The sequence below is a fragment of the Streptomyces sp. LBL genome (genome assembly GCF_029893585.1).
Classification (GTDB): Bacteria; Actinomycetota; Actinomycetes; order Streptomycetales; family Streptomycetaceae; genus Streptomyces.
This window is the reverse complement of record NZ_JARXYX010000033.1, coordinates 95,329-117,465: the sequence shown is the minus strand read 5'-3', so window position 1 is coordinate 117,465 and position 22,137 is coordinate 95,329. Positions and strand designations below refer to the sequence as shown.

The following is a 22,137-nucleotide window of genomic DNA, read 5'->3' as shown; positions in this document are numbered from 1 at the left end:
TTCGCTGTCCCCATGGGGAGTCGTGATCGCAGGGGTGGGGAATTACATGACGCTGATCATGCAGATCGTGGGGAATTGCCTGACCGTCGACAGCACCAGCGAGCAGCGAGGAGGCACCGTGACCGTACTCGGGCCTGACGGGGACGATGGGCCGACCACCCGTCCTCACACGAACGGGGAGGTCCGGGGGAGGGCGATGACCTTGGCGGGAACACTGGCGGCGGCGGAGACAGCCGCTCCCGTGGAGTCGCTCGACGTGGTCGCGCGCATGCTCAGGGAGCGCCTCGGGGCCGCGTCGGTGTCGTTCCTCATCACCGACTTCACCGGCGGGTCGGTCGTACGGCTGGGGGCGGCGGGCAGCGTCGACACCGATGAACCCGCCCGGCGCATCACGCTGCGGGGCACCCTGTACGACGACGTGATCCGCACCCAGCGACTGAGCGTGGAGGACAAGGGCCAGGGCGAGCTGGTGCGGATCGTCGCCCCGGTGACCAACCGCGGGGACGCCATCGGGCTCCTCGAACTGTTCCTGCCCGCGGCTCCGGACGCGGAGGTGATGCGGGAGATCGGCGAGACCGCGCATGCCCTGGCGTACATCGTCATCGCGAACCGGTCCTACACCGACGTGTACCAGTGGGATCCGCCGGACCATGCCGCTGAGCCTGGCCGCGGAGATCCAGCACCGGTTGCTCCCGGCTTCGCTGGCGTGCGAGGCCGCGCAGTTCGCGGTGGCCGGGGCGCTGGAGCCGGCCGACCACGTCGGGGGTGACACCTTCGACTACGTGATCGACCGGGACGCGGTCCAGCTTTCCGTCACCGATGCCATGGGCCACGATGTCGACGCCGCGCTGCTGGCCACCCTCCTGGTGGGCGCGCTGCGCCGGTCACGGCGGGCCGGTGCCGACCTCGCCGAACAGGCCCGCCAGGCCGACGAGGCCATGCGCGAGCACGCCGGCCAGAGCTACGTCACCGGCCAGCTCCTGCGTATCAGCCTGATCGACGGCAAGACCGAGTTCATCAACGCCGGGCACCCGTGGCCGCTACGGATGCGGAACGGCCAGGTACGGGAGATCACCCCGGAAATCGATATGCCGTTCGGCGTCGATCCCCCTCACACCTACCGGGTCCAGTCGCTGGACCTGCGGCCGGGTGACCGGCTGGTGATGCTGACCGACGGCATGCTGGACCGCAACGCCAACAGCCTCGATCTGTCCGATCTGATCGTGCGCACCCGCGCGCTGCATCCCCGCGAGGCCGCCCGTACCCTCATCGAGGCGATCGTCGACGTCAATCACGGCAGCCTGCAGGACGACGCGACCGTCATGTGCCTGGACTGGCACGGCGTCGGCCACTCCCAGCGGAACGCCGACACCGGCGCCGACCTCACTGACGCCTCCGCACCGTCACAGACGGGGCGGAGCACTCCTGGGCGATGACTCGAAGATCGATGACTCGAAGAGACTGAGCCGGTAGCCCGCCTCGGTCGACCGCCGGCCGGGCGGCGCGGGGGCGCGGATCCACCTCAACGGAGCAGGGCCGCACAGCCATTGCTGTGCGGCCCTGCTCCTGTGTTCGACAGCTCCTGTCGACGCCCGGCACGAGAACGAGTCCCCTTGTCCGGCGACAGCACGGGCCTCATGTGAAAGCACAGCCCGCACGGCCCGTACGGCCCGCGGCAGTCACCTGATGCGGAGGAGTGCCCCCGCCCTCGGGCAAGGCTGAGGGGGGTCAGGCCAGGTTGATGTTCTCGGCCTGCGGGCCCTTCTGGCCCTGAGTCACGTCGAACGTGACGGCCTGACCCTCCTGGAGCTCACGAAAGCCCGAGGAGTTGATCGCGGAGTAGTGCGCGAAGACATCCGGGCCTCCCCCGTCCTGGGCGATGAAGCCGAAGCCCTTCTCCGCGTTGAACCACTTCACGGTTCCCGTAGCCATAGTCATGCCTTCCAGTCGATGAAACGCCTCCCACTCCATGTGGAAGGCAGAGGTGATCGCCCTGGTTCCTGCGGCAGAGCACAGCAAAACGCCCACACCAAGGCGTGGGCAAAGGGGAAATCCGAACCACGACAGCTGACGCAGACGTTACACGCCCGCACCCCACGTCACCATAGGAATGATCACCCCGAACACCAAAAGTGTGCGGACGGTACCCGTCGACAGCGGCGGGCGCTGATCTCATACCGCGATCACTTGCACCGCTCCGTGGAACGCGTGGAGGGTGTGGTCCATGGATGACCGGAGCAGCCCAGGCTCGCCCCACCTGTGGCGTCGCCTCGGATGGGCTGCCTGCTCGAACCGGCGCGAACCCCCGGATCCAGCAGGCCGTACGTCGGCACCGTGACACGGGCTGACGCGGGCGCGACCGGCTGGCACGGGCGCGACGGGACCCGCTGAACGCAGGTGGGCCCGACCGGCACGCGCCGGTCGGGCCCACACTGCCGTACAACTGTCGGCTCATGCCTGTTCTGACGATCAGACGGATACCGAGCATCGTGGAAGCGTCTCTGGAACTCTTGAGGATCCTGGGTCGCCGCGTGGCCCAGAGGGGTGGAAGCGGTGACGAGCGCGGACAAGTCCGGGCCGATCCTTGGGTAGAGCCCGTGTGCGGCGTCACTGGCAGTGACGCGGTGCCGGCGTCTGGACTGTGTCCGGCTCTTTCGAGTCGGGCACACCCTGGGATCGCCGCCCCGCCGGACGCTGAACCGATCACCGCAGGTGAAGCACGATGCCAGTGGCGGGGACCGCGCGCATTTCAAGCACGCGGCGGGTATGTCAGGTAGAACGACAGGCAGTCCATAGGGTTACGCCCGAGCCGGAATCAGCTTTCCGCAGCTTCACCAAGGCAATCCCCGCACCGTTGGAGACCCTCCGGAACCCGAAATTCAGGCCGCGTCGAAGACGGACTGGCGTGCGGGCGCGCGCCTGGCCGTCGCAGAGGCGCTGCGTCGGCCTCGGGAGGAGGCTCTGCGCTTGGGGCGTTCGGCCACCGGGGCGGTGATGACGACCGGGATACCGGACGGGGCCTGGGCGCCGGTGATCCGGCTCAGGGCCTCGTCGCCGGAGCGGACCTGGGTGGTCAGCGGCCGGATCCCGGCGTCCGACATGAGGCGGACCATGCCGCGGCGCTGGCTCGGTGTGACGAGCGTGACGACACTGCCGGACTCACCGGCGCGCGCGGTACGACCGCCGCGGTGGAGGTAGTCCTTGTGGTCGGTCGGCGGATCGACGTTGACGACGAGGTCGAGGTTGTCGACGTGGATGCCGCGGGCCGCGACATTGGTCGCCACCAGCACGCTGACGTGCCCCGTCTTGAACTGCGCCAGTGTGCGGGTGCGCTGCGGCTGCGACTTGCCGCCGTGCAGCGCGGCGGCCCGGACACCGCTGTTGAGCAGGTCCTGGGTCAACCGGTCGACGGCGTGCTTGGTGTCCAGGAACATGATCACGCGGCCGTCGCGGGCGGCGATCTCGGTCGTGGCGGCGTGCTTGTCGGCGCCGTGGACGTGCAGGACGTGGTGCTCCATCGTCGTGACCGCACCGGCCGACGGGTCGACCGAATGCACGACGGGATCGGCCAGATAGCGGCGTACCAGCAGGTCGACGTTACGGTCCAAGGTGGCGGAGAACAGCATCCGCTGCCCGCCCGGACGCACCTGGTCGAGCAGCGCGGTGACCTGCGGCATGAACCCCATGTCAGCCATCTGGTCGGCCTCGTCCAGCACCGTGATGCCCACCTGGTCCAGCCGGCAGTCGCCACGGTCGATGAGGTCCTTCAGCCTGCCCGGGGTCGCGACGATGACCTCGGCCCCGCCTCGCAGCGCGCCGGCCTGCTTGCCGATCGACATCCCGCCCACCACCGTGGCCAGCCGAAGCCTGAGGGAGCGTGCGTACGGCGTGAGCGCGTCCGTCACCTGTTGCGCGAGCTCACGCGTCGGCACGAGCACCAGCCCCAGCGGCTGGCGGGGCTCGGCGCGCTGTCCAGCGGTGCGGGCCAGCAGGGCGAGGCCGAAGGCGAGGGTCTTGCCGGAACCGGTGCGCCCGCGGCCCAGGACGTCACGGCCCGCCAAGGAATTCGGCAGCGTCGCTCCCTGGATCGGGAACGGAACGGTCATCCCCTGCTTGCCGAGTTCGGCCAGTAGTTGCGCGGGCATGTCGAGATCGGCGAAGCCCTCAACGGCGGGCAGCGCGGGGGTGATCGTCTTGGGCAGCGCGAACTCACCCTGCACTGCGGCGGGCCGACGACCGTATCCGCCGGAACGGGCAGGCCCGCTGGAACGGCGCGGCGCCTGCGAGCCCGAGCGGCTGCCGCCCTTTCCGGCGTCAGCACTGCCATTACGGGTGCGGTCGAATCGGTCGTTCGTTCGTGTGCGGTTCATGCGGAACCTTCCTCGATGCGGCGCATATCAAGGAATTCCCGCAGCAATGAGCGACACAGAGAATTACAAGTATGGACCGACGGCAAAAGAGAGCAGAGCTGGCCGGCGGAAATTCACGCGGGCGCAGGTGCTGAAATGGGTACTGAAATGGGTGACGCGATGGGGGCGCGATGGGTACGCGATGGGGACGTAACCCAGAACGTCGACTGGTGTCGCTCTTCAGTATGCGACGGCATCCTGAAGGAGGAGTCGCGTGGTGAGACTGCGGACTCCCCCGAGTCGCCCGAGTCGCCCGGCGGGTGAAACCGCTGCGGGAAATGCGTGCAGCTGGGGCCCGCACCCCGAGGGATGCGGGCCCCAGCTACGAAGTGCGCGTCAGCGTCAGGCCGGAACGATGTTCTCGGCCGTCGGGCCCTTCTGGCCCTGCGCGATGTCGAAGTTCACCTTCTGGCCTTCGAGCAGCTCACGGAAGCCCTGAGCGGCGATGTTCGAGTAGTGGGCGAACACGTCCGGGCCGCCACCGTCCTGCTCGATGAAGCCGAAGCCCTTTTCAGCGTTGAACCACTTCACGGTACCAGCAGTCATGTCATATCTCCTTTGGGGCAGTACATCGGAATCCGCACTGCGCGGACGCTGTGTCGCCGCGATGATTACCCCGCCCGGAAAATGACCGGAAATACAAAAGTGCTCCCACCGGCAGGAGCCGAGTGGGGGCACTTGAAGTTTTGGGAACCACAACTGCAACTGAGACAGACAGTAGCACGCCGGAACGGCCTGTACGCATTGAATGATTCCACTCCACCCATCGCGGCAAAAACGCTCACTGCCCGGTCCGTAAAACTCTCACCTCACGGACACAGATATTGATGCACTCGGAGCGCAACGTTGCAGGAACAGCAGTGAAGAACAGTAGCCCGCTCTCCCCGAGCACCGAGAAGGCCATGTCCGGCGGCGGCCGGCCTGCCGGCGAGAACGGTGCGCGGACCAGCGATCTACTCGAACGGGGCCGAGTCGACGACATCCGCGAGCTCCCGAAGCAGCGTGAGCAAGTCGGCGTCCGACCACAAGGTGCCCGCCGCATAACGGAGTTGCGGAGGCCACATGGCGGCGGAGGAGTCGTACAGGGCCTTGAACGTCGTCGACTCGTCCAGTTGGCGGGAGAGGGCACGGTGACCAAGAAAGGCCAGGGGCCGTGGCCGTGGCCCGCGTGACTGTCCGCCGGCCAGAGCGGCGGCTCGGAACGGAGTTCCCGGCATGTGAGGCAGTGAGGCAGTGAGGCGAGAGCGTCTGGGCAGCAGGCACTCGGCGCGGGAACACGACACGCGCGGCGGGATGATGTCGCACCGTAGTGCTGGACGGGGGCGGCCCAAGGACCCGAGGACCGGTGGGGGTGAGAGCATCCGCGTCATGGATGATGCACACGGTCGCACGACTCGGTGGAGGGCGGCGCTGCTCCGGACGCCGGTGGCCGTCTGGGACGACGACGTCACGGACTGGGCCGCTGCGCTGACCTATTACGCGGTGCTGGCCCTCTTCCCCGTGCTGCTGGTCATCCTCTCGATCCTGGGTCTGACCATGCCCACGGCCAAGCCGGAGGTCATCGACCGCATGTCGCAGGCCGCCCCGGTCGCGTCCCGCGCTCTGCTGCGCAACACCCTGCAGCAGATGGCCGGACAGTCGTCGGCGGCATGGACGCTGATCCTCTTCGGAGGGGCGGGAGCTCTATGGTCGGGATCCAGCTATCTGAGCGTCTTCCGCCGGGCATTGCACGCCATGCACCGGATGAGCGCACACCGGCCGGTCTGGCGTACCGCTCCTCGCATCATCGCCACGGCCCTCGTCCTGATCTCCCTGCTTCTCACGTCGACCCTCGCGTTGCTTCTCAGCGGCAGCGTGGCCCGACGTCTGGGCCGGGCGCTGAATCTGGGTACCGGGCCGCAGGCCGCCTGGGACACACTGCGGTGGCCGGTCGTGGCCGCGGTCGCCATCGCCCTCGTGCTCGTCCTGTACCGTTCGGGCCCGGCGTCCTCCCGCCCTGTCGGGAGGATGGCGCCCGGCGGCGCGTTGGCGGTGGTACTCCTGTTGGCCGTCTCCCTCGGATTCGCCTTCTACACCTCCCATGTCAGCACCTATCACCGTCTGTACGGTTCACTGGCAGGCGCCGTGGTCTTCCTGATCTGGCTATGGCTGTCCAACCTGGCCCTTCTGGTGGGCGCTCAGTTCAACGCAGAGCTGGCGAAGCCCACGACGCGCCACCCGCCGGTAGGCCGGCAGCGCACCGCAGAGGGTCACCGCGATCAGGACCAGAGTGGCGACCAGAGCGGAGAGGGGAAACAGCAGGCCGACCGCTAGCGCCACCCACTCGGGGTGCGGCGTCCGGCGGGGTGGGGCGTCCCCTCGGGGTGCGGCCTCCGCTCGGGGTGCGGCGTCCGGTGCGGGGCGGAGTCGCGGGCCGTCTGCTCACCCAGATCCGGTAGAAGCCATACCTGCCATGGAGAAGCCAGACCTGCCATCGGGCCGCAGGGCAGTGGGGCAGTGGGGCAGTGGGGCAGTGGGGCAGTGGGGTCGGGCCGCAGAGCTTGCTGCTCTCGGTGCCCGTCACCAACCTCGGTCCTACGTCCCTTCCGCGGTCGATGGTGTATCGACCCGTGACCGGCAGGGCTTCCGGACGAAAGCCGGTGCCTCTCAACTCGGCGGCCCCGCTCCCCGCTCCCCGCTCCCCGAGGATCCCGCGGGCTGCCGGATCTCCGGCCATCAGGCGGTGCTGAGCATGCCTTCGCGCAGGCGGGCCAAGAGGCGGGAGATCAACCGGGAGACGTGCATCTGGGAGACGCCGAGACGTTCGCCGATCTGGGCCTGGGTGAGTTCCTCCACGAAGCGCCAGTGAATGATCTTGCGGTCACGTTCGTCGAGTTCGGCGATCATCGGAGCGAGGGCGTGGAAGTCGTCGATCAGGCCGAGGGCGGCGTCCTCGTCGCCGATGAAGTCCGCCAGCGCGGCCTCGCCGTCCTCACTGCCGTTGATCGCCGCGTCCAGGGAGGCCGACTTGTAGCCGTTGGAGGCCAACTGGGCCTCGACGACCTCGTCCTCCGGAAGGCTCATCAGCTCGGAAAGCTCTTTGATCGTCGGCGTCCGGTCCAGCCGGCCGCGCAGTTCCTCGTTGGCGCGGGCGAGTTGGACGCGGGCTTCCTGGAGCCTCCTGGGCACGTGTACGGCCCAGGACGTGTCGCGGAAGAACCGCTTGATCTCGCCGACGATGTACGGCACGGCGAAGGAGGTGAACTCGACCTCGCGGGACAACTCGAAGCGGTCGATCGCCTTGATGAGTCCGATCATGCCGACCTGGACGATGTCCTCCATCTCCTCCGGGCCCCGGCTGCGGAACCGGCCGGCCGCGTAGCGGACCAGGGACATGTTCATCTCGATCAGCGTGTTGCGGGCGTACTGATACTCGGGCGTGCCCTCCTCCAGCACCGCCAACCGGTCGAAGAACAGCTTCGACAACTCCCGCGCGTCCGTCGGCGCGACCTTGGAAGGAGCCGCGATCTCCGGAACATCCACCGTCTGCCCCACGGTCTGCGCGGTCGTCGTCACCATGCGCCCCTCCCACTCGATCGGCCTCGTCCTCGCCGGCCCATCGCCCGGCAAACACGCGCTTACCCCTGCTGCCAGCCGACATTCCTCGAACTTCAGTCAGTCCCCGCTGGGCTCTCCATGGCTGTGTACGAGGGCCCGGTCCTGCTCGACGTCCTCACGGATGGCATCGGTCAGGGGGTCGAGCGCGTCTCCCACGTCGCCGAACACTGGCGCACACCGCCGGCTCGGCGTGCCCCGCTCACGCGGATTTGTCCGGTACGACGACGAGGCTGATGACGCGACGTATGCGGCCGCCATCCCTGGCGTGGCCGACCCGCGCGAGGACCGCGCTCTCGATCTCCTCGACCAGGGCCGCGAATTCTTCATCGGTCAGCCATACCGCTGCCTGCCGGTAGACCACACCGTCCGAGGTGGGATCGGCGTCCTCGTGGGCGAGGTAGCGGTCGAAATCCGCCATCAACGATGCCGCGAACGTGGTGTAGGCCCGTAGATGATCCTCCCGCGTCATCGCCGCTCGTGCGGCGGGGTCGACCACCGCTTCTTCCTTGCATACCCGGTAGCTGCGCTCCACCGTGCCGCGCACCCGTCTCTCGTTCACCACCTCCAGCACGCCCGCTTCGGTCAGTACGGCGATGTGCCGGTACATCGTCGCCGGTGCGATGTCGGGCAGGCGCTCACGCAGCTGTGCGGTGGTCAGCGGGTCGGCATCGAACAGCGATTGCAGGATGCGCATCCGGACGGGATGCAGAAGGACGTCCGCGGTTGCCATGGACCAACCTTTCTCACATGCGATAACATTCTCAAAGTTGATAATGACGGAGCGCGAGACATGCGGGAGGTCGACATGACAGTCATGCGGACGACGGACCGCCCTGGGCGGCTCGCTCAACCGGCACGATGCCGCCGCCGCACCACACGCCTGGTCGGACGCCCCGCCGTTCGGGCCGGCTCAGTCGGCGTGGTCGCGCACAGTGAGGATGCCGGCCACGCCATGCCCCTCGGCGCCCACCCGGCGGTCGAGGTCGAGGTCCGCCGGATCCCCGACCTCACCCACTTTCTGCACCGTGGCCCCGGTCGTCCGTCGGTGCGCTCCCCTCGCCGACTTCTGTGCCAGCCGGTCGACCCCGACCTGCTCGCACAGGGGGCCGGCCGGCTCACTTGCCGACTCAAGGATACGGCCGCAGAAGATTCGGCCTGCAGAGCGAACGGGTTCTCCCTGACGCGACAGAGAAGCCCTGGTCCGACCATTCCGGCCGGTCAGGTGCCGCCTGGGCGCCGCGTCCGGTCGGCGCATTTCGTCTCGTCGCTCCCGGACTCACCGTCGGCCGTATTATTCCGCGCCGACTCTCGGAAAATTCTTCGGTTGTATTTTGAGCCCGCCTCATTCGGAATGAATAAGAAAATCCCTCATACGAACCCGTGAAAGGTAAAAGTGTGACTAGCGCAACCCCTATTCACCATAAAAGCAGTCTTGCCATTTTTGGGGCTGTCACGTTCACGACGAGTTGGGGTTTCTGGCTCATCGCGATCGCACTCGGTGGATCGGTGAAGGATTCCCCCAGCGTCCTTCCCTACGTGCTCGGTGGCTTCGGCCCGGTGTTCGGCGCGATCGTGGTCCGAGCGCGCCGCTCCCGCCGCCGTGAACCTGCTCCTGCCCATACGGTGAGGCTCCGGCTGAGCATGCGGCTGTTCTGGGTGCTGCCCCTGCTGGTGATGGCATCGGCAACCGTGCTGGCAGCCGCGCTGCTCGCGGACAGCCTGGGTGGTCCCGCGATGAGCTCCACAGAGGGCCGGGACCTGATCTCGGACGCCGGCGGACCCGTGCTGTTCTTCGTCAGCATGCTGGTCGCTGGTCCGTTGTCCGAGGAGCCCGGTTGGCGCGGCACGGCATATCCACGCCTGCGTGCGTCGTTCGGACGCCTTCAGGCCGGCCTGCTGCTGGGTGTCGTCTGGGCGATATGGCATCTGCCGCTGTTCTTTGTCTCCGGGACCCTCCAGGCGGAATTCGGTCTGGTCAGTTGGAACGGGGTGCTGTTCGTGCTCAGCGTCATCCCGATGTCACTGCTGATCGGTTACGCCTACGAGCGCGCTGGGGTTGCGGCGTCGATGGCGGTTCACCTCGGCGTCAACGCGACCATCGCGCTGTTGAGCGTCAAATCACCCTTGACGCTGGCATGCATCGTGGCAGTGCAGACCATTGTCTCGATCATTCTGCTTGCCTTGCAGCACGATCGCCGGGCGGACCTACCGGTTCACGCGGATTCTCCCCCGCGCCAGATCGTCGCCAGCAGCACCGAAGCCCTGTGACCACGCTGCGCTCCAGCGTCTACCCGGCCCTGGCCGAGCAGGAGAAGACCCGGGCGTACCCAAGGCCGTCGATACGGCGCACGCCGACTTCATCGCCCTTCAGCAACTCGACCACAGCCCCGAGGAGTTACTCAGAGCTGCCCGCCATCTGGCCATAGGTGCACAAAACAGGGCCATCAACACCGCGTCCGCGTCTGCCTCTGCCTCTGCCTCTGCCACCGGAATGGCACAGAAATTGGCACAGATGCACCGGTTGTCCAGAGAACGGCGGCACCGCTTCCCCGCCCACTCCTGGTGCGCTGGTTCCGCCGCCTATGGTCCCGAACTTCAGCGCCATGGATCGGCGGCAGGCCGGAAGTCCGACCAGCAGCCGGCGAAGTGCCGGGGTGCGTCGGTGGGCACGCCGATCACTCCTTTCCGGTAGGGCGCCGACCAGGCCTCGCATGCGAAACGGCCCGCCCAGGGCGAAACGGGCGGGCCGTCGCGCCGAACGGGCCGGTCTGCAGCCGGGCTCAATGGCGAGTGCTTCACCCTTCATACATCGAAGCGGTGCCGGGAGGCTTCGATGTGCCCGAAGTAGCGGTGGGTCCAGTCACACATACCATCGATGGTCGCCCGGAGGGCTTGGCCCGGCTCGGTGAGGGTGTATTCGACCCGCGGCGGCTCGCTGTGGAGCGGCGCCGTCTCCCGGGCTGCCCGGCCCCTCGGCGCCCGAGGTGCCCGAGGTGCCCGACGGTCTGTCACACCAGACGCCTGATCTCCCCGCGTACTCGGTAGAAACCACCCGAGGAGGAGTGCAACGCGTCCACCACATAGCGTGCGCCGGGCTCGCGTATCGCACGCGGGAACTGGACGTTCCAACTCGGCTCGTAGCCCTCGGAGACCACATGCACGCGCACTCGGCCTCCATCCTCAAAGCACTCCACGAGCACTCCGCTCCCCTCTGCGGGGACAGCGTTGACCGTGGCTACGGAGGCGAAGGCGGTCAGCGGTGCGTACGTCGGCAGGGCAGCCGCCATTTTGATGTCCGCTGCAACCGGGACGTTGCCCGACTGCGCAGCGTTGATCGCGGCCTCGCTCGCGTCGATGCAGGCGAGTGAGCCGTCCGTGGAGACGATGTACAACCTGTCGTCGTGGTACTGCATGGAGAGCGCCGAGCCGCCACCCGTGCCGAGCTTCCACAGCCGGGTGCCGTCGGCGGTGAAGCAGTAGACGGAGGAAGCGGAGTCGCCCGCGAAGACGTACCGCCCGCCGGAGGACGTGGCACACGAGTACACCGCGGCGTCGCACTGGTACGAGGCCTCGATCCGCCCGGAGGACTTGGCGAGCCGCTGGACGACATGCCGCGCCGTCCCGGCGTAGACCGCGTCCTCCTCCTGCCATCCGAAGAGCACATTGCCGCTGGTTGCGGTGTGCCAGAGCTGGCTGGTGCCGTCCGCCGCGTAGGCCGTCACACCGCGGCTGTGCCCGTGGTACACGGCGCGGTCATCGGCCCGCACCATCCACCCTTGGCCCCCGGCCGAGTTGCGCGACCACTGAAGTTCGTCCTCATGGTCGATGACCGTCAGACCGCCGTTGCGGTCCGACACGTTCAGCACGCCCGCGTGGATGTCCAGCCAGAAGATGTCCACGTCAGCCGCTATCTCGTAAGCGGCGAACGGCACCTTCGCCGAGAGGTCGTACACCCGGCCGTCGTCACAGCCCGCGTAAATCCAGAAGTCGTCCGCCACCAGGCACTTCACACCTTCAGGCAGGGAGTAGTGAGCCAGCACCTCACCGTCATGGCTCAGGTTGTACACGCTGCCCTGCTGGTTGCCGACCCAGCAGCGGTCCTCGTCCACATGGATACCGAACGCCGAGTCGCCCGTACGGAACCGCCACAGCACCGGGGCAGTCGCCCGCGCTGTGGACGGGGCGGACGTCACCTGCCTGCGCGTCACGGATCGGGCCGCACGCTGCCCCTGAACGGCGGGCGCATACCCCTTCCGCACCTTCTCGGCGATCTTCTTCGCCGCCGCCGCGTTCGCCTTCTCGACGGTCGGAAAGGCGGAGGTCTGACACTGCCCGCCCACGCCGATCCGTCCGTATCGCACGGAGACGCTGGTCCCCTCGACAGTCACCTCGTAGAACTTGTGGGCACCGCCGCTTTCCTGGGACAGCTCCAGATACGTCGTGTTCCCCGACTGTCGTGCCTGCGCAGCGGACACAGCACACCCCTCTCCAAGGCCCGGTCGGCCGATACGGCCGATCTCCAGTGACTCCAAACTAGTGGTCACCACTGACATCGACGCCTGCGGCCGGAATCCGGGGATGTGTGCCTTCCTCGTGCCGAACCGTGAGATTCCGCAAGGGCGTCGCCGCGTGTCGCAACCGGTCGGCATCGTCGACGGAGTCGGCCCCCGCGCAGATCGCGTCCAGCAGCGGCATCACCGTGGCCCCGGATACGCGCCGCCGCTGTTGCCGACAGTCTTGATGCGGACCTACGCGGCCGGAGCGGGCAACCCGACACACGTCTCCAGTAGTCTCCGGCCCTCCGTGACCTTCGCGGAGAGCCGGAGAGAGGCGGACGCATGTTCTCAACCGAGGAACCGGTGACCGACGGCGTCGTGGATGTGGCATCCGGGCTGGTCACCGCCGAGAACTACTCGTTCATCCTGGTCGACACCGCAGCCCCCGTGCAGGGGAACACGACGGACCGGCGGCCGGAGCCCGGCAACCTGGTCACCGTCGGCGCCGGTTCCCTACTCGCCACGTTCGCCAGCTCGGTGGAGACCCACGAGCCATACGTGGACCTGGAGTGCTGGACGGCCGAGCCGCCGTACGGACCGGGCACTGACCCCTGGGAAGTTGACGCCCGGGAGACCCTTGTCGTACCGGCCGGCCACCTCGCGCTCACATCGGGCGTGTCCGGCCTGCAGGCGCCGGTCACCATCACCATCCCCCCGGGCCCGTACCAGATGGCCGTGTGGTGCAGGGGCCGCGCGGATGCCCGCGCCGCCAAAGGCAGCTTTCCGTACGGTGTCGAGCACTGGCTGGTCCGCCTCTGGCCGGACACCGGGCACCAGGCACCAGGCACCAGGCTGACCAGATCAGCTGAGACAGGCCGCCGTTGGACGGTGAGTTGGTGCCGTGCGGCGCCGGCGGGCGAGGTGGGGTGCCCCGGGCTGCTTCTGCCCGGCACCGGGATGGCTGCGGATGATTGTGCGCAAGACGTGCCGCGCCCAACTGCGCAGGACATCGGCCGTTCCAATGGCAGAACCCGCGGGCACCGCCGGGACCGGACGGACGGTCCCCCCGACCCTTCGGAGGCGCTCGACCGGCACGCATTGCGGGACTGGGTCTGGAGGACCGCCCTAGCCCGGAGGGCTGGGCGACAGTCGCCCCCGACTGGAGGACGGCCCGCGCGCCGCGGCCAGCGGACACAGCAGCCTGCAGTCCCACCCTGCGCTCCGGTTCCCGAAGTGTCGACGTCGCCCCGATCCGGATCGAGGCGTGAGCCGGACCGCCTCCCTAACCTGGCGGCAACGGCCGTTGATGCCCGCTGGCATAGTGTCCGCATGCTTCAAGGGATAGGGATACGGACCGCGAGACGCCCGGCCGTCTTGGCGGCAAGTCTCGCCGCCGTCCTCGCCACTGCCTCGGTGCCCGCAGCGGCCGACGGCTCCCACGAGGTCGCGCTTCGGCTCCAAGCCCCGGCAACCTTCCGCATGTACAACGCCGACGAGGGCACCGTGGCCACGAACGATGACTTCGTCGTGCCCGTCGCCGTCACGCCCAGCAACGGCGGCCCGGCACGCAACGTCAAGGTCGTCGTAGACACGTCGGGGCTGGCGAGCGTCGCCCGGGCCGGGAAGGGCGGCTACGGGAACTGCACCGGCGAGGGCCCGGTGTTCACCTGCAAGTACGGCAACGTACAGAACGGCGACGGGGAGGCCAACGCCCCCTTTACCCTCCACGGTGAGAACGGCGTTGAGCCGGGCGACAGCGGGACGGTGACGTACACCGCCACGGCCGACAATGCGGCCCCGGTGACCGGCATCACCCGCATGACCGTGGGCGGTCCCACGCTGCACTCTCCCAAGGAGGAAAAAGCGGTGAAGGGGCTGAAACCCGGGAAGTCCGTGCCGCTGACCCCCAGGTTCGCCAACCACAGCCGGTTCACCACGGAGCGGGACGTCGCCCTGCACATCACCGCGGAGGATGGTCTGCTGGTGACCTCACGCCCCGACAACTGCTACTTCAACATCACGTTCACCTCGGCATGGTGCACGTTCTCCACGAAGGCCACACCGGGCACCGCGTACCGCACCAGTTCCCCGATCAGCTACACCGCCGCTCCCGGGAGGTTGACGGGCTCGCTCTCCTACAGCTGGTCGTCCGAACCCCGGAAGCCCCATGACCTCTCCGTGCGCGGCACGGACGCCCCGCTGACCCTGACCACGACAGCCAACCGCGGCCTCACCAGCGGCAGCAGCAGTGTCAGCGTCGAGACCACCGTGCAGGCCGACTACGAGCCGGTGACGGCAACCGTCCACGGCCGGGTCGGCAACACCGTGACGGTACGGCTCGGGCTGCGCGACCACGGACCCGGCCGGTTGATCGACTCCGAGGCGCAGGGTGGCTTCGCGGTGGTCCCACCGGAGGGAACCACCGTCACCTCCATCCCGTTCATCTTCGAGGACATGGGCGGCAAGTGGGCGTGCAAGCGGCCGGAGAAGCCCGGCGAGGCGTTCGTCTGCGACATCGGTAACGACAACTTCAACTATGTGCGGCACGAAGGGGGCACGACAGCCATCGAGTTCCGCATCCGCATCGACCGACAGGTCCCCGGCGCGCGGGGCACCATCCGGACGTACAACCCCTACGACCGCACCCCCGGAAACGACACCGCCCTCATCCCGCTCGATGCGGCGCCCGCCCTGCCTTTCCAGGACCCCGTCCTGTGGGCCGCGGGGGCCGTGGCGGTCGCGGTTCTGGTGGCCCTGTTTCGACGTCATCGGCGCGCGTCCCAGGCGTCTTGAAGGTGTCACGCAGGGCATACGCCGACCGCCAATCCCCCGGTGCCCAGGCTCCGGGCTCCTCACCAGCCGCGATCCGCTCAAGGAGCGCGCGCTGCCGTTCGTTCGGAGCATGCCTTCGTTCCACGGCCTCCAGCCCACACCGCACAGGCACGCCCTGTAGACCCGAAAGAGCGGCTCCTTGCCGTCGTGATGTCTCGGGCTTCCGGCCGTATCACCGAGAGCGTCACCAGTCCTCGACATCGAAACGGCACTCGCCGTATCGAGAGGGTCCGAGCTGCCCAAAAAGCCGCCTGACTCCCCATCAGAACGAGCGTCAAATGAGCGTCATGACCAACAGTCCATCCCTCCTCTTGGGCGGAAGAGGCCGCCACGACCAACTCACCTGCACGAGCCCACTCCCGCTCACTATGGACGCAGGCTCGGACAGACGGGGAGCCAGACCGGGTCGGAATCGTGGGCGAGCGCGAGGTCGGCGCCCCCTGGAGACGAGGTCCGTGCACCGCCCGTCCGTGGCGCACCGCATACGGCAGACGGCCCCTCCTCCGGAGTGGAAGGGCCCCTGATCATGGTCGTTTCCTCATACGTCAGCGGCTACGCGGGATCCAGCACGGGCTGCGCGGGGAGCCCGCCGTTCTTCTCGCAGCGCAGTTCCTTGGCCATGGCCAATGAGAAGGAGTGGGCCACGGTCGCGTAGGCGTCCTTCAACGCCTCGACGTCACCCTCGGGCTCCTCCGGCATACCCCAGCGCTCCACGCCGATGTCGACGTGAGCCGCATTCGTCGAGTTGGGGAACCTGTCGCTCCGGCACGCGAACTGGACCGACGCCCTGTTCGCCGCCGCCAGGGTGCGCTCCCCCATCTTCAGCACGGAGAAATCCGGGGCCGGAGTTCCCGTCGGGGGGCCGTCATCCAGCCCCCAGGTGACTCGGATCGCGAAATCCGGCGTACCGTCGGCTGTGTAGATGCGGCAGACGTCGTCGCGCCCCCCGGTGGGGGCCGGAAACGCCGCGACGAGGTCCCTCGCGGCCCGCGCGACGGTGGACTTCTCCGCCGTCGTCCCGAACCGCGACGACTCCATGATCACCTTCAGCGCCTTGGACGCCTGGGCGGACACGGCTTCGCCACCGCACAGTTGCGTCCCCGCCACAGCCTTGTCGGCCGCCTTCTCATCTCCGCCCCCACCACAACCGGTGGCTCCGAGCCACAACAAGCCGGCCACGGCCGCGGCAAGGAGTTCAACGCGCACCGGCCTACGACTGATCACTATTCGCATCCTTACGTGTCCTCGCCCGCCGGCCTCAGCCGGTCTCCGGGCGGTTGCCCTGCTGGTTCTCCCGGTCGTTGCCGACCCCGTAGCCGATCAGCATCGATTCGCGAAGGTCCTGCACGAACGTGCTGTTCTCGGGGTCCGGGACGTGCCGCTGCAGAAACTCCTCCATCGGCGCCTCGGCCAGGGCTTCACCGGCGGAGAAGATCGCCATTCTCTCTTCGTCGGTGAGCTCCTCCATCTTCTCCTTGTGCCCATCCACCGACTTGTCGGACATGTCCCCGACCATTTGGCCGATGACCTGTTCGGCAGCACCACTGGCGGTATCGGTCGCCAGCGGGATCAGCACCGCAGCCGTGCCCACGGCCGCGGTCGCGGGCAGGAAGGCGACGCCCGCCGCGATGCCCGCCGTGGCCCCGAACTCGACCCAGCCCGCCCGCTTGGCTACCGCCTTCTCGTAGTCCTCGTGAGTCTTGAGGTTCGTCGCCTCCACCTGGTCGGCCCGGGACTGGTCGAGCATGCCCTGCACCTCGGCGCCCACGCGCACAGTCGCCCTGGCCCTGGCAGCGCCCTCGTCGTTGATCTTTCCGTCCGGGCCCACGGTCTCCTCCAGCGCGCTGCGGGTGTAGACCTGCTCCGCGGTCGAGACCGTCGCGTAGGCGTCCGGGTGCTGACCCAGGGTGCTGAGGAAGCCCCGGACGACGCTCCGCCCGTTCCCGTCCGCGCTGTCCGCGAAGTCGAGGTGCCCGTCCGGATTCTTGCCCGGCGCGAACACGCTGTCCGGATCGTTCTTGGCCAACGCCCAGTTGATGTCGTCGATGTAGCCGGCGCCCATGACACCCAGGCTGTCGGCCATCGCCTCGTGGTGCTCCTTGAGCAGACCCGGGTCCGCACCGTACTTCTCCATGACCTTCTGCATGACAGCGGCGTTGTCCGCGTCCCGCACCACACCGGCGTCCGGGTGCCCGACCGGGTAGCCGAGGGTCGCTGCCTCCAGGGCGTGGCCGAGGGCGTCGGGCATCTGGTCGAGCGACGCCTTGAGTTCCTTCTCGTCGAGCGAGTTGACGTCGGGGAAGGACTCCCACTTCTCGTTGCCGAAGAAGTCGAGGTAGTTGTCGATCGCCTCGCCGTCCTTGTTCTTTCCGAGGTCGGCGGTGGCACCGTGGTTGACCGTGCCGTCCTCGTTGTACGCGGTCGGGGGGTCGGCGAAGAACTTCTTCGCCGCTTCCGGACTGTTGCCGAGCGCTTCCAGCATGGCGGTGGCCGGGTCGTAGCCGGCCCCGTTCACGCCGGAGGGGTTGAACGGATTCTTGAACGGACTGTTCACCACCTTGTTCTCGGCGAACATGTACGGGTCCTTCTGGTGCACCTGCGCCACGTGTTCGGCGATCGGGTTGAGGAACTTCGCGTCGTAGTTCCCGTACCGCATGATCCCGCCGAGCAGCTGGTATCCGAACGGCCCGCCGGAGTCGTGCTTGGCCAGCGGAATGCGCTCCGTACCCAACTTGCGGAGCTCCGGACCCCACTTGTCGGTGAATTCCTTGTCGTGGGAGGCGGTGGCCAGGTTGAGTCCGAGGTTCTTCTGGAGCTCCTGGACGTCCTTGAGGCGCTCCGGGTCGACCTTGCCGTACTCGTACGTGTCCGTGGAGAGCTGGCCGAAGAACGCGAGCGACTTCTCGGGTCCGAGCTTCTCGTAGAAGCCCTTGGAGAACTCCACCGACGAACTGTTGTCCTTCAGCAGCTCGTTGAGCTGCTGAAGTTCGGTGTGTGTGATGTCCCGGCCCTTGGCCGCCAGAGCGGCGGCGCGGGCGGCCTCCTCCTGGTCCAGCTTCGTGTACGTCGGAGCGCTGAAGTCCTTGCGGTCGGCAACGTTGGCCTCAAGGGTGTTCTTGAGGGCGAGGTCGGTGTCGTTGCAGTTGTCGACGATGAGGTCGATCCTCTTCTGCCACGACTCGATGTTCCGCCTCTCCTCCTGCTGGAACTCGCTGAAGTCGGGGTCGTGCCGCGCCGCGGGGCTCTCGGACAACGGGTTCCGCGCCGTCACCTTGCCGTTGCCGTCCACGCGGATGCCAGCCGCGGGCCCCTCGTGGTCCCGGATGTTGACCAGGTCGTCCTTGGCCTTCTTGATGGCCGCGTGACCCTCTTCCAGGATCAGCTTCACACCCTTGGCCTCGGCCGCGGCGTCCGCAAACTCCTTGGCCGTCTTACCGATGAACGCCTTGGTGACCCCTGCGTTGACGCCCTCCCAGGCCGCTCTGTCCGCCTTTGCCTTCATCCCGTCGGCGGCGTCGGTGGCGAGCTTGTCCAGCTTCCCCGCCATCTCCGACCAGTCGTCGGCGGCGGCCTTCAGCTTCGCCACCGGGGCGTCGATTATGTCCTCGTACTTCAGCATGTTGCGCGCTCCCCCGAGCCCTATTTCATGTATTCCGTGAGCACGGAGATCCGCGTCAGATCTCCCTCGATCTTCGCCTCGTCCTTGGCGTGCTGGGCCTTGCTGTAATCGAGGTGATTCGAAATCTGCGCGCAGGCGTCCAGAAGCGTCTTCAGGTGGGTCTGCCAGAAGTCATGCACCTTCAGCACGGCCGAACCGCTCACGAAGTTCCCGTTGGTCAGCGCCGTCGCCGCGTCGAACGTGGAGGAACGGGCGATGTCGCCCTCCTTCGCCAGCCGACCCAGCAGGTCATATGCCTCATTACCGATAGCGCCGAGGTCGTCCCGATTGACCACCAGGTCGTTCCCCCCACCGCCTCCGCCGCCGTCGGCCGGAATGCTGTTGATCTGCATGGCAGTGCGCTTGGCCGCCGCCGCGCGCAGTTCGGCCCATTCTTGGTCGAACGTCATGATTCCTCCCCCAAGTCCATCCGGGCAGGCCACTCCACCGTACTCGCAGGGCCACCGACCTGATCACCTGTCACTTGTATCATCACCCGCCCATGGGGCGGCCGGTAGTTGATTCCCCGAAGCCCGGACGACAACGATCGAATTCCGGAAGGGTCATCGGCCACTCAGGGCACACCCCGCAAGACACTCACCCGTCGTACGCCCACAGCCCGCGCCCGTCAGCGCGTCGTCACCGGTGAGGCCCCCTCACGGCCCGGTCGGGCCACGCTCTCGGGTCCAAGGTGCGTGCGACGACGTAGCAGCACGCGCCGCCGCTGGCGAGGTGCAGTCGGACTCCCGAACCGGAGTCCTTGCCCCGGGGCCGGAGAGGTCCGCGAGTTTGAGACTTCCGATATTCGAGCGTCATCGGAGCGTCAAAATTTTGCATTCCGCATCGCCACGTCGCCCGCGAGACCCGCGCCAGCCCTTGAAGCTGCAGCTCAGACCGTTCTGCACAAGCGAACCTCAGCCGACGCATTTCGTGGTCGCGCCAGCGGCGGAAGAACGCGTATACCCGGTCCCACGGCGGGAAGTCCCCGGGCATCGCCCGCCACTTGATGCCGTCCTGGATCTCGGCTGGCTTCGCAAATCCCGAGCTGCCGAAAGGCCCTGTTCTCATGCCCGCGGCCAGCTGCGATCACCCGATCGAGACTCCCGTTCGACGCGCACCCGTCAAGATCAGAACGACGCAGATACTCAGTTCTGGGACACCACCGGACCGAACGCACGGGCGTTCTCGGTACTTGACCGCTGGCGTCAGTCGCGCCCCTGGAACGACGCTTTTCCAGCGTCGACGTCGGGATCGGGATCCACCGAGCGACCGGGTTCGACTCAGTTCCGATCAGGAGACGGATGTCGTGGTGGACGGTGGGGTGGGAGCGGCGCCGTGGCGGCGTTGACGCCGGCTGTATTCGGTGATCGCGTGCCAAAGGTGTCGTCGGTCGATGTCGGGCCAGAAGTCGGGGGTGAAGTGCAGCTCGGCGTAGCCGGTGTGCCAGGGCAGGAAGTTGGAGGTGCGTTGTTCGCCCCCGGTACGCCACAGCAGGTCGACATCCGGCATGTCGGGGTGGGGCAGGTGGCGGGCGAAGTCCCTTTCGCTGATGTGGTCGGGGTCGAGTTGTCCGTCGTGTACGTGGTGAGCGAGCGCGGCGGTGGTGCGGGTGATCTCGTCGCGGCCGCCGTAGTTGATGCACATGGTCAGCGTCAGGCCGGTGCGGCCGCGGGTGGTGCGCTCCCGTCGGCGGAGCAGGTCTACGACGTCGGTGGGGAGCTTGCCGGTGCGGCCGTGCCAGCGCATGTGGACGTCGAGATCACGGAAGGGGTTGTCGGTCAGCTCACCACGGACGACGTCGAGGATCGCGTCGACTTCCTCGGCGTCGCGTTTCCAGTTCTCGGTGGAGAAGGTGTACAGGGTCAGGTGGCGCAGGCCGATCTCGAGTGCGCCGTGGACCGTCTCGCGCATGGCGGCGGCTCCGGCTCGGTGCCCGGCGTGCCGGGGCAGGCCGCGTTGTTGGGCCCAGCGGCCGTTGCCGTCCATGATCACGGCGACGTGGACGGGCATCTGCTCGGCCGGGATTCGCGGGGGAGGGTGCCCGGCGGGGTGGGGAGGTGGTGCGCTGAACGTACCGTTTCGCGCTGCCCGCGCGGCGGGCAGGGCCTCGCGCCGGGTTGGGCGGTGCGGGGGTGGCACGGTGACGGGGGTGAGGGTCCAGGCCAGGGCGGCGCGGGTTCGGGCGGGGGCGAGGACGCGGGCGCTGGTGAGGAGGCTGGGCCGGGGCGGGGTGCGCAGGAGGGTAGGACCGGCGGCGACGATGGCGTCAAGTTGAGCGCGGAGCAGGTCGGCCATGGTGTTCAGGATGGTGGCGGGTCCGGGGTGCATACCCCGGGTGAGGACGGGCTGGGTCACCCACTGGCGGGCCAGGCCGCTCAGGTGGGTGACCAAGCTGCTGACAGCGGGGCTCCAGCGCAGGTCTGCCAGGTCGCCTGCGGCTTCCGGGTAACGGTCGAGGGCGTCGTGGGGCAGGAGAAGATCGCCCTGGGCGAGGTCGGCGGACAGGTCGGTGAGGATGTCGGTGAGCCGGAAGCCGTCAAGGAACTCCTCATAGACTTCCTGGGTGTCCAGGCGCAGTGCCACGGGTGCGCCGGCCTTGTCGAAGAGTTCGCGGACCTGGTCGAACCAGGGCAGCAGGTTGCCGCGGCCCCAGGAGCGCCAGGCGCTCCAGTCGGCGAAGCGCCGGCCATGGGCGTCGTCCTGGACCAGGGTCATCGCATCGTGCAGTTCGCTCAGGTCCAGACGCCAGCGCTGCGCGGTGTCCACCAGCGCGTGACGGACCGGGTCCGTGCTGCTCCCGGTCATCAGCTCGCCCTCCAACGCGGTGATCCACTGCTCGACCCGTGCGGCCCGCTCAGGCGGGGGAACGGTACGGTCGTCGGCCAGGTCGTCGATGGCGTTGGCTGCCGCCCACAGGGCCCAGCAGGCGGGGCGCAGTGCGGCGGGCACCAGTTGGATCAGCGTGTACTCGGCCCGGTCTTGCTCTTTGGTCCACTGCCGGCAATGCCGGTACGCCGCCCGCAGCGCCCGATCATTGCCGATCACCGCCCGGGACGACTTCGCCGGGCGCCGCGCCGGCCTCGTCACTGCGGTCTGCTGGACCTGGGAGGTGCGTTCATCCGTGGCTGTCACATCGCGCCCAACG

14 protein-coding genes and 2 pseudogenes are annotated in these 22,137 nt (G+C 67.9%); 4 read left to right on the top strand and 12 right to left on the bottom strand.

Annotated elements, in window-relative coordinates; translation table 11 throughout:
* Positions 1-196: 196 nt before the first annotated feature.
* Positions 197-1,436: pseudogene (locus tag M2271_RS33225) on the top strand (PP2C family protein-serine/threonine phosphatase).
* Positions 1,437-1,728: 292 nt separating this feature from the next.
* On the opposite strand, the gene M2271_RS33220 reads toward M2271_RS33225, so the two are convergent.
* The 4 genes from M2271_RS33220 to M2271_RS33205 form a co-directional block, all read right to left on the bottom strand.
* Positions 1,729-1,932: a cold-shock protein gene (locus tag M2271_RS33220; protein WP_065965692.1), complete on the bottom strand. Its 204-nt coding sequence runs from the start codon at positions 1,930-1,932 to the stop codon at positions 1,729-1,731.
* Between the two features lie 947 nt (positions 1,933-2,879).
* Positions 2,880-4,370 (bottom strand): DEAD/DEAH box helicase, encoded by a 1,491-nt coding sequence (locus M2271_RS33215; RefSeq protein ID WP_280891112.1) that lies wholly within the window; start codon positions 4,368-4,370, stop codon positions 2,880-2,882.
* 381 nt (positions 4,371-4,751) lie between these two features.
* Positions 4,752-4,955, bottom strand: a complete 204-nt coding sequence (locus tag M2271_RS33210) for a cold-shock protein (protein WP_280891111.1) — start codon at positions 4,953-4,955, stop codon at positions 4,752-4,754.
* 407 nt (positions 4,956-5,362) lie between these two features.
* Positions 5,363-5,626, bottom strand: a complete 264-nt coding sequence (locus tag M2271_RS33205) for a hypothetical protein (RefSeq protein ID WP_280891110.1) — start codon at positions 5,624-5,626, stop codon at positions 5,363-5,365.
* A gap of 151 nt (positions 5,627-5,777) precedes the next feature.
* On the opposite strand from M2271_RS33205, the gene M2271_RS33200 reads away from it, so the two are divergent.
* Entirely contained in the window at positions 5,778-6,722 is a 945-nt protein-coding gene (locus M2271_RS33200) for a YihY/virulence factor BrkB family protein (RefSeq protein ID WP_280891108.1), read from the top strand.
* 402 nt (positions 6,723-7,124) lie between these two features.
* On the opposite strand, the gene M2271_RS33195 is transcribed toward M2271_RS33200, so the two are convergent.
* Both M2271_RS33195 and M2271_RS33190 read right to left on the bottom strand, forming a co-directional pair.
* On the bottom strand, positions 7,125-7,967 hold the full coding sequence (locus M2271_RS33195) for an RNA polymerase sigma factor SigF (protein WP_280891107.1): 843 nt from the start codon (positions 7,965-7,967) through the stop codon (positions 7,125-7,127).
* A 238-nt stretch (positions 7,968-8,205) separates the two neighbouring features.
* The gene (locus M2271_RS33190; protein ID WP_280891106.1) at positions 8,206-8,736 is read right to left on the bottom strand and encodes a helix-turn-helix domain-containing protein; all 531 of its coding nucleotides are present in this window, start codon (positions 8,734-8,736) and stop codon (positions 8,206-8,208) included.
* 665 nt (positions 8,737-9,401) lie between these two features.
* Here M2271_RS33190 and M2271_RS33185 point away from each other — a divergent pair.
* Positions 9,402-10,274, top strand: a complete 873-nt coding sequence (locus tag M2271_RS33185) for a type II CAAX endopeptidase family protein (RefSeq protein ID WP_280891105.1) — start codon at positions 9,402-9,404, stop codon at positions 10,272-10,274.
* 534 nt (positions 10,275-10,808) lie between these two features.
* Here M2271_RS33185 and M2271_RS33180 read toward each other — a convergent pair.
* Together M2271_RS33180 and M2271_RS33175 are read right to left on the bottom strand one after the other, a co-directional pair.
* Positions 10,809-10,943, bottom strand: a pseudogene (locus tag M2271_RS33180) (winged helix-turn-helix transcriptional regulator); the annotation flags it as partial.
* Between the two features lie 71 nt (positions 10,944-11,014).
* Positions 11,015-12,481, bottom strand: a complete 1,467-nt coding sequence (locus M2271_RS33175; RefSeq protein WP_280891104.1) for a WGR domain-containing protein — start codon at positions 12,479-12,481, stop codon at positions 11,015-11,017.
* Positions 12,482-13,876: 1,395 nt separating this feature from the next.
* Here M2271_RS33175 and M2271_RS33170 point away from each other — a divergent pair.
* On the top strand, positions 13,877-15,295 hold the full coding sequence (locus M2271_RS33170; RefSeq protein WP_280891103.1) for a hypothetical protein: 1,419 nt from the start codon (positions 13,877-13,879) through the stop codon (positions 15,293-15,295).
* Between the two features lie 591 nt (positions 15,296-15,886).
* Here M2271_RS33170 and M2271_RS33165 read toward each other — a convergent pair.
* The 4 genes from M2271_RS33165 to uppS form a co-directional block, all read right to left on the bottom strand.
* Positions 15,887-16,567, bottom strand: a complete 681-nt coding sequence (locus M2271_RS33165) for a hypothetical protein (RefSeq protein WP_280891102.1) — start codon at positions 16,565-16,567, stop codon at positions 15,887-15,889.
* A gap of 25 nt (positions 16,568-16,592) precedes the next feature.
* Positions 16,593-18,953: a hypothetical protein gene (locus M2271_RS33160; protein ID WP_280891101.1), complete on the bottom strand. Its 2,361-nt coding sequence runs from the start codon at positions 18,951-18,953 to the stop codon at positions 16,593-16,595.
* A gap of 20 nt (positions 18,954-18,973) precedes the next feature.
* The gene (locus tag M2271_RS33155) at positions 18,974-19,402 is read right to left on the bottom strand and encodes a hypothetical protein (RefSeq protein WP_280891100.1); all 429 of its coding nucleotides are present in this window, start codon (positions 19,400-19,402) and stop codon (positions 18,974-18,976) included.
* A gap of 880 nt (positions 19,403-20,282) precedes the next feature.
* On the bottom strand, positions 20,283-22,124 hold the full coding sequence (gene uppS / locus M2271_RS33150) for a polyprenyl diphosphate synthase (RefSeq protein ID WP_280891099.1): 1,842 nt from the start codon (positions 22,122-22,124) through the stop codon (positions 20,283-20,285).
* Positions 22,125-22,137: the final 13 nt, after the last annotated feature.

What these genes read in the sequence shown, in the direction of transcription:
- M2271_RS33220 (WP_065965692.1), bottom strand. Translation starts at nt 1,932, where the DNA reads ATGGCTACGGGAACCGTGAAGTGGTTCAACGCGGAGAAGGGCTTCGGC.
- M2271_RS33215 (WP_280891112.1), bottom strand. Translation starts at nt 4,370, where the DNA reads ATGAACCGCACACGAACGAACGACCGATTCGACCGCACCCGTAATGGC.
- M2271_RS33210 (WP_280891111.1), bottom strand. Translation starts at nt 4,955, where the DNA reads ATGACTGCTGGTACCGTGAAGTGGTTCAACGCTGAAAAGGGCTTCGGC.
- M2271_RS33205 (WP_280891110.1), bottom strand. Translation starts at nt 5,626, where the DNA reads ATGCCGGGAACTCCGTTCCGAGCCGCCGCTCTGGCCGGCGGACAGTCA.
- M2271_RS33200 (WP_280891108.1), top strand. Translation starts at nt 5,778, where the DNA reads ATGGATGATGCACACGGTCGCACGACTCGGTGGAGGGCGGCGCTGCTC.
- M2271_RS33195 (WP_280891107.1), bottom strand. Translation starts at nt 7,967, where the DNA reads ATGGTGACGACGACCGCGCAGACCGTGGGGCAGACGGTGGATGTTCCG.
- M2271_RS33190 (WP_280891106.1), bottom strand. Translation starts at nt 8,736, where the DNA reads ATGGCAACCGCGGACGTCCTTCTGCATCCCGTCCGGATGCGCATCCTG.
- M2271_RS33165 (WP_280891102.1), bottom strand. Translation starts at nt 16,567, where the DNA reads ATGCGAATAGTGATCAGTCGTAGGCCGGTGCGCGTTGAACTCCTTGCC.
- M2271_RS33160 (WP_280891101.1), bottom strand. Translation starts at nt 18,953, where the DNA reads ATGCTGAAGTACGAGGACATAATCGACGCCCCGGTGGCGAAGCTGAAG.
- M2271_RS33155 (WP_280891100.1), bottom strand. Translation starts at nt 19,402, where the DNA reads ATGACGTTCGACCAAGAATGGGCCGAACTGCGCGCGGCGGCGGCCAAG.